General features: G+C 73.1%; 4 protein-coding genes. All 4 read right to left on the bottom strand.

Annotation, left to right across the window (positions count from 1 at the left end; all coding sequences use genetic code 11):
* Nucleotides 1-3: 3 nt before the first annotated feature.
* The 4 genes from ACZ5XZ_RS06425 to ACZ5XZ_RS06410 are packed head-to-tail and all read right to left on the bottom strand — an operon-like array spanning nt 4 to nt 11,649.
* Entirely contained in the window at nt 4-711 is a 708-nt protein-coding gene (locus tag ACZ5XZ_RS06425) for a VOC family protein (RefSeq protein WP_468974953.1), read from the bottom strand.
* The gene (locus ACZ5XZ_RS06420) at nt 705-2,969 is read right to left on the bottom strand and encodes a Gfo/Idh/MocA family oxidoreductase (RefSeq protein ID WP_468974952.1); all 2,265 of its coding nucleotides are present in this window, start codon (nt 2,967-2,969) and stop codon (nt 705-707) included. Before ACZ5XZ_RS06420 ends, ACZ5XZ_RS06425 begins: the two co-directional genes overlap by 7 nt.
* Entirely contained in the window at nt 2,966-4,066 is a 1,101-nt protein-coding gene (locus ACZ5XZ_RS06415; protein ID WP_468974951.1) for a saccharopine dehydrogenase NADP-binding domain-containing protein, read from the bottom strand. The genes ACZ5XZ_RS06420 and ACZ5XZ_RS06415 overlap by 4 nt, the downstream gene beginning before the upstream one ends.
* Nucleotides 4,063-11,649 (bottom strand): amino acid adenylation domain-containing protein, encoded by a 7,587-nt coding sequence (locus ACZ5XZ_RS06410; protein ID WP_468974950.1) that lies wholly within the window; start codon nt 11,647-11,649, stop codon nt 4,063-4,065. The genes ACZ5XZ_RS06415 and ACZ5XZ_RS06410 overlap by 4 nt, the downstream gene beginning before the upstream one ends.
* Nucleotides 11,650-11,776: the final 127 nt, after the last annotated feature.

Raw genomic sequence — 11,776 nt, 5'->3', positions numbered from 1 at the left:
CGGCTACTCCTTCCGGGCGACGGCGGCCGAGAAGGCGGCGCCATGCAGCTTGGTTGCGTCCAACTGGGCGTCGATTCCGGCCAGTTCGACGTCGATGACGCCGGTGTCCGGGGCCTGTTCCACCCGCAGCGGGCCTTCCTCGGCGAGGTGTCCGGCGAGCGCGTCGAATGCGGCCCGGTCGCGGTCCGCAATCCCCAGCCGTACGGTGCGGATGTGGGTGGTGCCGTTGAGGTGCCGTACGGCGGCGGGGCGCTGCGGCGGGTCGTAGGCGGAGACCACGAACGGCAGCCGGGCGGGCCGGGTCGCCAGGAACTGGTAGCGCACCCGGTCGCCGTCCGGTCGGGTGCGGCGTCCCTTCATGACGCGGGAGACCCCGCTCCCGGCGGCGCGCAGGGCGCGGTGCGCGTCGCGCAGCTCGGCGGTGTCGGTCTCCAGGGCGAGGTCGCGCCAGCCCTCTCCGGGGCGGGCCCAGCGCGCGAGGCGGTCACCGGCCGCCACACCGTGCACCGCGCTCATGGGCCACTTCAGCAGTCGGAATGCGGGAGGCAGTTGGAAGAACTCGATGAACGGTCCCCGCTCGAACCACAGCAGGGCGTTGTGGGCACGCTCGGGTGCGCTGCCCCACTCGACGGTGAAGCCGAGCTCTTGGTAGTCCCGGACGACCGAACGGATGTCGTCGACCTTGCACAGGACATGGCTGCAACTCAGCACGGTATGGCTCCAGTTGACGGTATGCGGCCGGTGGCGCGGGCGGCGAACAGCCGCTGCCCCAGGGGCGCCAGGGGATGGTCCTCGTCCGGGGCGGTGGCGATCCGGTCCAGCCCGGCGCCGGTGAGGGCGTCCAGCCACTGCCGGGGGGAGAGGAAGGTGGTGTCCGCGGCCTGCCGGGCGTCGGCGGCGGCGGTCATCATGAAGGACTGCGAGGCGAGGATTTCCAGGTGTTCGCGGGTCGGCTCGGTGACGAACAGCCAGCCGTCCGGAGCCAGCAGCCCGGCGATCGCCTTCAGGGTGGTGTCGGTGTCGCGGGCGTTGTTGAGCACCCCGGCAGCGATCACCACATCGGCGCAGCCGGGGGCCAGCCCCTGGGCGGCGGGGTCATGGTCGATGTCGTAGCGGCCGTAGCGGATCCAGCGTTGCCCGGCGAAGCGTTCCTTGGCCGACGCCACGAAGAAGTGGGAGACGTCGGTGAAGAGGTAGTCGACGGGCGGCGTCCGTTCCGGCCCCCCCGTGAGGGCAGCGACCACGGCGTCGGTGGTCGCCCCGGTGCCGGCGCCGACCTCGACGATCCGCAGTGGGCGGGAGGTTTCGCGGCCGGCGGCGAGCGCGCTCACGGCGCGGGCCACCGCGGTGTTGAGGTAGCGGGCGGTGACGGTGTCGCGGTAGACGGCGTCCGCGATATCGCTCCCGCCCTCGGGGAACAGCAGCAGGGCAGCCTGCTGCTCGCCACTCATCAGCTGGGGCAGCCGCCGCGCGTTCTCGCGGAGGTAGTCGATGAACTCCGCCGATCCAAGGCCCTGTTGCCAGGTGGCGGCGGCAGCGTCCCAGTCTTGCTCCACGGCGGCCGGGTCCACCGGCCGGGCGCCGCGGAAGCCCGTACCGTCCCGCTGGATCACCGCCCGGTCGGCGAGCACCCGCAGCCAGCGCCCGATCAGCGCGTGGTGCTGCGGTGCGACCCGCGCCGCGCTGAAGATCTCCTGCGGCGTCTGGCCGCGCCCGGGGTCGGTGAGCGCCCCGGAGCGTTGCAGTGCGCCGAGCATCGAGCCGAGCACCGCGTCGTCCAGCTCTCGTACGAAGTCGCGTACCTGCCGGGGGTCCACGGGTCCCACCCGACGGTCGGCGGCACCGGCGGCGTACCGGATCAGCTCCGCGGGATCATCCGTGGCCGCCGGTTCCGTCAACTCCGCTGCGGAGAACGGCTGGTGATGCTGTCCGGGCCGCAGTACGGGGTAGCCGAGCTCCTTGGTGAGGTCCTGCCACATGCGGCTGAGGGTCAAGTGGTACTGCTCGGGCCGTTCGGCATCCGGCGTGTCGAGGATGGCCGCGCGCGCCGCGCTCAGGTCCTGACCGATGGCGGCCGGCCACTGCTCGCTGAGGACATGCCGGTAGTCGGGCGGTGCGGCGGGCCCGAGCGGGACACTGGCCGGTTCTGTCAGGTGCTCGGTGCCGGGGGCGGTGAAGTCGAAGCGGTTCTTGACGGATCCCGGGATGTGCAGCCGGGGGCTCCACAGCACCGGGCCATGAGTGTCCGTCAGCGTCAGCGCCCCGCCGTCGGTGCCGAGGGTGACCCGGTGCAGCAGGTGCAGATGGTTGTCGGGATCGTCCGGATCGACCTGGTTGTGCACCCGCAGAGTGAGCGGCGCACCGCCGATCCGGCCGGTGAGCACGGCGAACGGCGCGTCCCCGGCCGCGGCCGCCGCCGCGCTCACCCGCCAGGGCCGTACGGTGCCGAGCGCGTCGCCGAGGAGATGCAGCAGCGGGAAGGCGACCTGTGAGGCGCAGGCGGCATCGACGTACGCCAGCGGCTGCCGGGCCAGCACCTTGCGTGCGGCGGCGGCGAACCGCCGTACGGCAGGCAGTCGTACGTACAGGTCACCGAGCCGGTAGCGGACACCGTTGCGGCGTGCCTCGCGCAGGCAGGCCGCCAGGTCGTCGTGGTGCACGGGCTGTTCCTGGACGACGTGGATGCCGCGGCGCAGCAGTTCCAGGGCCAGTTCGGTTCCGGACCCGCCGAGCACACCGGAACGCACGACGACGCAGGCGAGGTCGACGTCATCGGGCAGCTCCGTCACCGTGGTGTACAGCGGTACGCCATGACGGGCGGCGCACTCCGCCGACCGTTCGCTGCCGCTCGCCAGCACACCGGCGATCTCGAATTCGGCCGGCCGGGCGGCGAGCGCGGCCAGATAGAACTGGCCGAACGTCGTTCCGCACACCACGGTCCTGAGCCTGCGACCGTTCACACCGTTCACAGGGCGCCCTCCTCGGCCACGGCGAGGTCATCGATCGCCGCGTCGTGCATGGTCAGTTCGCAGATGCCGGGTTCGGTCCGGAGCCGGTCCACCGCCGTCACCGGGTCCAGCGCGGTGTCGACGCAGTGGGCGCCGCTGGGTACTTCGCCGCAGAGCACCGCCAGTGCGGCGACGGCCGTCACCGCCCCGGTGAGCGGGGCGATACCGGGCGCCCGCAGGACCGCGGTGCGGGTCGCGGGCCGCCCGTCGGCGCTGCCGTCGAGCTGGGCGAGCAGGGTGACGTACGGGGTACGGCCCGCGGTGTCGACGGCGGTGGCCCGGCACAGGCCCTGGACCGCGCAGGCCCGGTCGAGGCCGCGGGCCGCGTCGAGCACGGCCGACAGCTGGACGCCGTCCACGGCCGTGTACCAGCTGCCACGGTCGAGCGACAGGTCACGGGCCAGCCGCTCCCCCTCCGCGTCGAGATAGGGGTGGGCGGTCACCTCCCGTACGAAGTAGGGGAGGTGATGTCGCGTCAGACGCGTCAGGGCCCCGGACCGTCGCTCGCCGTCCCGCCAGGCGGCGAGCGGCTCGTTCGGTCCGTCGAGGACACCGTCGAGGTAGTCCGCCGCGCCGGTCGCGGTGAACCGGTCGAGCACCCCGGCGTAGGCGGTCAGCGCGTGCACGGTGTCGAAGTGCCGGGCGGCGGCCCAGCGGGGCAGCAGCCCCGACAGGCCGGGCAGGGCACCGGCCGCGTAGAGGGCGGTGCGCTCGCCGACGGCGGAGCCGATCCGCTCCAGCCGGTCGCCGCCCCCGGCATCGACGACATCGGCTCCGGCCACCAGCGCGGCGTAGGTGACCCGCTCGGAGGTGCGGTACGACGGGCCGGCACAGTGCACGACCAGGGAGCAGCCCCGGACGAAGGCGGCCAGCGAGGCATCGTCGTAAATGTCGACGGCGACCGGGTGGGCGTCCGCGTCCGGCAGGTGGTCGGCGATGAACGCCTTGGCCCGTACGGCGTCCCGGCCGCCGATCCGCAGCGGTCCCGCGCCCCATCGGCCGAGCAGCCGCGCGGCGTGGCCGCCCACGGCGCCATAGCCGCCGAGAATCCCGATCACAGCGCTCCCTCCTCGATGTCGACGTCCGGGTCGGTTCCCTGACGCTCCGCCAGTTCCTGTGCGAGGGCCTCGGCGACCTGGTACAGGGCCGGGGCGGCGAACATCCGGCGCAGCGGCAGCCGTACGCCGTGGCGCTGGGTGAGCCGGGCCAGGAAGCGGGTCGCCAGGAGGCTGTCGCCGCCCAGCACGAAGAAGCTCTGCCGGCGGCCGACGGCGGTCACCCCGAGCACCTCCCGCCACAGTCCGGCCAGGGCCTCCTCCAGTTCGCCCTGCGGCGGTTCGTCCGCCTCGTCGGTGCCGCCGGTCGCCGCCAAGGCGGCCAGCGCCGAACGGTCGACCTTGCCGTTGGCGCTCAGCGGCAGCCACGGCAGGACGTCGACCCGCTCGGGCACCATGTGGGCCGGCAGCCGCGCGGCGACGTGCTCGCGCAGGGCCGCCGGCTCCAGGTCCAGCGCAGCCATGGGCCGGCGGGCCGTCAGCAGTTCGCTGAACGAGTCGCCCAGCGGACGGTGCGCCACCTCGCCGAAGCCTGCGTCCCCCAGCAGCTCGCCCCAGCGCGCGGCGGGCAACACGGGGGTGCCCGCGCTGCGCCGCTCGCGGTCGAAGCCGGTGTAGCCGCGGTCGAGCAGCGCGGCGGTGAGCATGGCCACCGGGGTCAGCTCGGCGCGTTCCACGACCAGGAGGGTGCCGCCCTGTCGGGTAAGCAGCCCCGCCAGCGCGGGTCCGTGGGAGGGGTCGGGGTAGCGGTGCAGCGCCTGGTCTGCCAGGACGATGTCGAAGCGGTGCCGCAGCTCGTCGGTCACGAGGAGGCCGGACAGCCGCCGGCAGTCGACCTCATGCGGTAGGTCCGCGAGGTGCCGTCGCGCCGCGTCCAGCTGAGCTGGGTCGGCATCGAGCAGGGTGTAGCGCACCTGTCCGGGGGCGAGCCGGTTCAGCAGTCGTGCGGCGCCCTGCCCGTCGCCGCCGTTCAGCTCGGCCACATCGAGCGGCCGGCCGACGGCCTCGGCCAGCTCGGCGATCCGCCGGGACATCTCCTCGGCCGCGTGGTCGCTGCCGGGGTCGGCGGCCGCCAGCCGGGCCGGTGCCAGCACGTCGTCCTCCAGCAGCACGGCGGCATCCAGCCTCCCGGCGAGGATCTCGCGATAGTCCACCAGGCGTTCGGTCAGCCGCTGCTGCGCACGGCCGATCAGCTCGGCGTACACACCCGTGCCTGAGGCAGCGGTTTCCCGGGTGAGCGCCGCGGCGGCCTCGGGGCCTGCCGCGTACACCGCGTCCCGTTCGACCAGGACCTTCCGCTCCACCAGCCAGCGCAGCCAGAGTCGCAGTACCGGCCGCTGCTCCTCGGCCAGCTCCAGGCGGGCCGCCCACTGCGGAACGGTCAGCCCGGCCGTCTCGTGCGTGATCTCGTCCAGGCCAAGCAGCCGGGCCAGGAACGCTTCCGCCACGGCTGCTTCCGGACGGAGCGCCTCGGCCCGGAACTCCCGTACGGAAAGCGGGAGTTGCATGGCTTCGACCACGACCTCGCCGGGCTTCTGCTCAGGTACCACCGCAGCGATCAGACGGCGGGCAGCGCCCTCCCCCGCCACCGCCACACACGCCCGGCCCACACCGGGGGTATCGCGCAGCGCGGCCTCGATCTCGCCGAGCTCGATGCGATGGCCGCGGATCTTGACCTGCTGATCGGCCCGTCCGAGGAACTCCAGCGTTCCGTCCGGCCAGTAGCGTCCCAGGTCACCGGTCCGGTACCAGCGCTCCGAGCCGTCTTCGACGAACTGCCGGGCGGTCAGCCCGGGGGCGCCGCGGTAGCCACGGGCGACGCCGGCGCCGCCGATCCACAGCTCGCCCGGCACCCAGTCGGGGCAGTCCCGGCCATGCCCGTCGACGACGCGGAAGCGCTGGCCGCGCAGCGGATGCCCGTACGGGACCGAGCGCCAGCCGGGATCCACCTCCTCGACCTCGTACGCGTTCGACCAGATCGCGGCCTCGGTGGCGCCGCCGAGTGCGACGAACCGGCTCCAGGGGCACTGCTCGGCGAACCGCCCGGGCAGATCGAGTCCCACCCAGTCACCGGACACCAGCGCAAGGCGCAGCGGGTCGGGGGCCTGGGCGGCCTCGGCGACGACCAGCAGCATGTCGAGCAGGGCCGGCACGGTGTTCCACACGGTGACGCGGTGGCGGCGCACGAGGTCGAGCCAGCGTCGCGCGTCGCGCCGGTCGTCCTCCTCGATGAGGACGAGGGCGCCGCCGGCCGTGAGCGGGCCGAAGATGTCGTAGACGGACAGGTCGAAGTCGAGCGCGGACACCGCCAGGGTCCGGTCCGACTCCGCCACCCCGAACCGCTCGTTGACGTCGGTCACGGTGTTGGCGGCCGCCCGGTGGGTGATCTCCACTCCCTTGGGGTCGCCGGTGGAGCCCGAGGTGAAGATGACGTAGGCGAGCGCGTCCGGCGACAGCGCGACGGGGGCCGCTGCCAGGTCCACGGTGGGCGCCGCGTCCACGGCGACGGTGCGCACGCCGGACGGCTCGTCCGGCGTGGTGCCGTCGGTGACCATGAGACGTACACCGGCCAGCCGGTGGATGCGCTCGCGCCGGGCTGCCGGCTGGTCGATGCCGACGGGGACGTACGCGGCGCCGGCGGCCAGGACGCCGAGCACCGCCACGATCTGCTGGGGTCCCTTCGGCAGATGGACGGCCACGGCCTCGCCGCGCCGTACGCCCTGCTCGGTGAGGACGGTCGCCAGTCGCAGCGCGCGGTCCGCCAGCTCGCGGTAGCTCATCGCGCCGTCGTCACCCCACAACAGCGCCGTGCGGTACGGCTGTTCGACGGCCCGGCGGAAGAACGTGTCGTGCAGCAGGCCCGGCTCACCGGGTCCGGTGGCGTTGACCGCTTCGCGTATCTCCCGCTGGGCGGTGGGCAGCAGTTGGCGGACGGGGGCGTCCCAGTCGTCGGAGGCGAGCCCGTCGAGCAGCCGCAGATACGCGGCGAACATCGCGTCCAGCAGACCCTCGGGGAAGAGTTCGTCGACGGCGTCCCAGTTGAGGCGAATGCCGCCGGCGTCCTCGGTGACCTGGTGGTCAAGCCAGACCTGCGGGGTCTGGGAGACACCCCAGACCGGCCGGTCGAAGGGTGCCTGTGGCGCCTCGTTGCCGAGGCCCAGCGCGCTGGTGAAGACCACCGGCATGGTGGTCTCCGGTTCGCCAGTTCGGCGGGCGATTTCCCTCAGCACCCAGACGGCGGACGCCTCCCGGTGGTCCAGGGACCGCCACAGCTCCTCCTGGACCCGCCGGGCCCGAGCGAGCCAGCTGTCGCCGGGCTGCGGGCGGGAGGAGACCAGCATCAGGGAGGTGAAGTCGCCGAGGACGTTGCCGATGTCGGGGTGGACGTCGCGGCGGTCGAAAAGGGTCAGATTGAGGGTGAGGTCGGCTCGCGCGCTCCACCGGCCGAGCACTTCGGCGAAGGCGGTGAGCAGGACGCCGGACGGGGTCAGGCCGTGCTGCCGGGCCCGTTCGGTGAGGGCCTGCCAGCGGTTCGCGTCGAGGTGTGCCGCACGGCGGCTGAAGCGGGGGCGCCCGACGGTGGCCGGGTCCTTGGCGAGCGGCAGCGCGGGAGCGGGCGGCAACTGCGGAAGCAGCTCGGTCCAGTAGGCGCGCGCGGCGGCGAGCGACTCGGGGTCGGGCGCGGCGGAGCGCTGGTAGTCGCGGAACGAGACGCCCACGGGCGGGAGTTCCGCGTCCGGGTCGGCGTAGAGCGCCGCCAGTTCGGCGTAGAAGATGAGGATGCTCAGCGCGTCCAGCGCGAGGTTGTCGATGCCGATGCCGAGCCGGGTACGGCGTCCCCTGCGCACTCCGCGGACGGCGAACAGCGGCCACGAGCCGGGGTCGAACATCTGGTGCGAGGCGGTCTCACGGAGGGTCGCGCACGCCTCCTCCGGGTCGGGCCCGGCGTCGGTGACGGGGACGGTGAACCACGGCACCTCGGGCAGGATCCGCTGTTCGCCCTGGTCGTCGACGACGGCGCGCAGCATGTCGTGGCGGCGGATGAGGCGGTTGAGGGCCGACTCCAGCCGGGCCACGTCCAGGTCCTCGACGTCGTATTCGCGGTAGAAGTGGCAGCCGGTGCCGCCCAGGGTGAAGTCCTCGCCGCGGCCGAGCCAGTAGGCGCGCTGCACATCGGTGAGCGGGAACGGGTCGTGCCGGTGTTCCGGGTCGGCCTGCACGGCGGCCTCCGCACGAGGGCCGCCGACGGGTCTGCTCTGCGCGGCGAAATCCGCGAGGACCGGGTGCGCGAAGAGATCGGCCAGCCGGACATCCCCGTAGCCGTCGTGGCGTAGCCGGGCGACCAGGCGGGTGGCGAGCAGGGAGTCGCCGCCGAGGGTGAAGAAGTTGTCCTCGCGGGCGATGTCGGGTGCGCCGAGCACCGCGGACCAGGCGGCGGCGACCCGCTGCTCCGCCTCGCCGCGCGGCGGGGTGCCGGGTTCGGGGGACGCGCTTGTGGCGCGCTCCGCGAGGATGCGGGCGACGGCCTTGCGGTCGGTCTTGCCGTTGGGGGTGAGCGGCAACTCGTCGAGTACGGCGAGTTGTTCGGGGATCATCGCGGCGGGCAGGCGCTCGGTGGCGTGTGAGCGCAGCAGGTCGGGGTCGGCGTCGCCGGTGACCGCGGCGGCCAGCCGGCGGTCCGCGCCGACCACCGCCACGGCCCGCCGTACGCCGGGGGCCGCAGTCAGCGCCGCCTCGACCTCGCCCAGTTCGAGGCGCACTCCGCGCACCTTGACCTGGTGGTCGGCGCGGCCGAGGAATTCCAGGGTCCCGTCCGGCCGGTAGCGCGCCAGGTCACCGGTGCGGTACCAGCGCATCCCACCGTCCTCGACGAACTTCTCGGCGGTGCGGACCTCGTCGCCCCGGTAGCCGCGAGCGACCCCGGCGCCGCCGATCCACAACTCGCCCGGCGTCCAGTCCGGACAGTCCCGGCCGAGCGGATCGACAACCCGGCATACGACGTTGCGCAGCGGGGTCCCGTACGGCACCGAAACCCAGTCGGCCGGTACGTCGCCGACTTCGCACACGGTGGAGTGGATGGCAGTCTCGGTAGTGCCGCCGAGCGCCACGAAGCGGCAGTCGGCTGCGACGGAGCGGAGGCGGTCCGGTAGGTCGAGCGGCACCCAGTCGCCGCCGAGCAGCACCAGCCGCAGAAGTGGGAGGCCGTCCGCCTCGGCCGCGGTGACCAGCATGTCCAGCAGCGCGGGCGCGCAGTTGACGACGGTCACGCCGTGAATACGGGCGAGCTCGGCCCAGTGGTCTGCGTCGCGGCGCGCGGGCTCCTCGACGCAAACCAGTGCGCCGCCCGCCGACAGGGTGCCGAAGATGTCGTAGACGGAGAGGTCGAAGTCCAGCGCGGAGAGCGCCAGGACGCGATCCGAACTCACCACCGAGTAGCGGTCGTTGAGGTCGGCGATGGTATTCATCGCGGCGGCGTGGGTGAGCTCGACGCCCTTGGGCTCACCGGTGGACCCGGAGGTGTAGAGAACGTAGGCCAGATCGCGGATGGTGCCGGGTACGGGCGCGGCGAGCGGCTCGGTGTCGTCGGGTACGGCGAGGTCGTCGAGCACCAGGCGTATCCCGGCGGACGCATGGATGCGCTCGCGCCGGGCCCGGGGCTGGTCGACGCCCAGCGGCAGGTAGGCGCCACCAGCGGCGAGCACACCCAGTACGGCAACGATCTGCTCGGGACCCTTGGGCAGGGTGACCGCCACGACATCGCCGGGCAGCACCCCGCGCGTCCACAGGTGACCTGCCAGCTTCAGCGCCCCGTCGGCCAGTTCGCGATAGGTCAGGACGCCGTCCCGGCCCCACAGCAGCGCCGGCGCACCCGGGGTCGCGTCCGCCTGTGCGAAGAACTCGTCGTGCAGCCTCGCCGCTCCCGCTTCCCAAGCGGTGTCGTTCACCTCGGCCCGCACCTGGAGCTGCGCGGCGGGCAGTAGCGGCGGTACGGGCACGTCCCAGGCGTCCGGGTCGGTCAGAAGCTGGTCGAGCAGTGCGGCGTAGGCGTCGAACATCACATCGAGGACGCCCGGCGCGAACGCGCTCTCCCGCGCGTCCCAGTTGACGAGCAGACCGCCGTTCACCTCGGTGACCTGGGCATCGAGCCAGACCTGCGGACCCTGGGAGATGAGCCAGGTCGCCTCGCCGAAGCTCTCCCGCACCGCGTCGGCGAACAGTTCGCCCAGGCCCAGTGCGCTGGTATAGACGACGGGTGCGAGGACGCGCTCGCCGTGCAGCCGGGACGCGTCGCGCAGTACCTCGACGCCGGAGTAGCCGGCGTGTGCGGCGTCCTGGTGGAAGCGGTCCTGGAGGCGTACGGCGCGCTCGGCGAAGGTGCCGGGCGCCGCGCCGTGCCAGGCGAGCAGCACCGATGAGGTGAAGTCGCCGACGAGCGAGCTCACCTGCGGGTGCAGCGGCTCCCGGTCGAACATCGGGAGGTTGAGCAGGAAGTCCGGCTCGGCGCTGAATGCCTGGAGCGTCTCGGCGAACACCGCGGCGAGGGCCATCGCGGGAGTCAGCCCGTGGCGTCGGGCCGCTGCTTCGAAGCGCCGCATCCGGCCTGCGTCCAGGTGGAGGTGGCGCCGTACGACGGTGGTGGCGGTGGCGTCGGCGCCCTCGGCGGCAACGGGCAGGCGGGGCGCGGCCGGCAGGTCCGGCAGCCGCTGCTGCCAGTACGCGCGGTCGGCGTCCAAGGCGTCCTTGCGAGCCGGTGTCTCCTGGGCGGCGCGGCGCTCGGCGAGGTAGCGCGGGAAGCTGTAGTCGAGGGCGGGCAGCGTCGTTTCGGGGGCACCGTAGGCGCTGGCGAGATCGGCGAGCAGGACGCGGAGGCTGAGGGCGTCGGCGGCGATCATGTCCAGGTTGATGTGCAGACGCGTGCCGCCTTTGCGGAGGGCGTCGGGCAGCAGGGTCAGCCGTACGTCGAAGACCTCTCCGGCGGCGAGGTCCATCCGGCGGTGGGACAGCTCCCGGCGCAGTCCGGCCAGCCGCTCCTCGGCGTCCGCCTCGCTCGTCTCCCGCAGGTCGTGGACGCGCAGCCCCCGCCAAGGGCTCTCGGGCAGGAGGACCTGGCGCCCATCGTCGAGGATGCTTACCCGCAGCATGCCGTGACGAGCGAGGACGGCCCGCACCGCGCTCTCCAGTCGGGCGGGGTCCACGTCCTGCCCGTCGAACTCGTGATAGAAGTGCGCGGCGACGCCGCCCAGTTGCTGCCCTTCGCCGCGCCCCACCCAGTAGGCGTGCTGCATCAGCGCGAGCTGGAAGGGCTGGGATTCGTCCACCCGCTGGGCCTGCGCGCCGCGGCCGAGCCCCTGCCGTTCGGCAACGAGCCGCCGCCAGGCCGCCAGGGTCGGTTCGCTGATCAGGTCGGCGAATCCGATGTCGAGACCGGCGCGGCGACAGCGCCCGGCCAGCCGCATCATCGCCAGGGAGTCCAGTCCGAGCTGGATCAGAGGGGCTTGTTCGTCGATCTCTCCCGGCCGTACGCCGAGTATCTCGCCGACAGCACCGGGCAGATCGATCACCGCGTCCGCGGGTTCCTGCGACACCTGGATTCAGCCTCCTCAACACACAGTTCGAGCCAGCCGCACCCACAGTAATGGAAACGATTTTCATTTACAATAGGCTGGAATCTCGCTAGCGTCATCCCGCAGGAACGCACTGGAGAGGAATGCC

It is taken from the genome of Streptomyces sp. NPDC033270 (assembly GCF_055576575.1).
The sequence above is the reverse complement of the archived record's forward strand: the minus strand, read 5'-3'. Positions and strand labels throughout refer to the sequence as shown.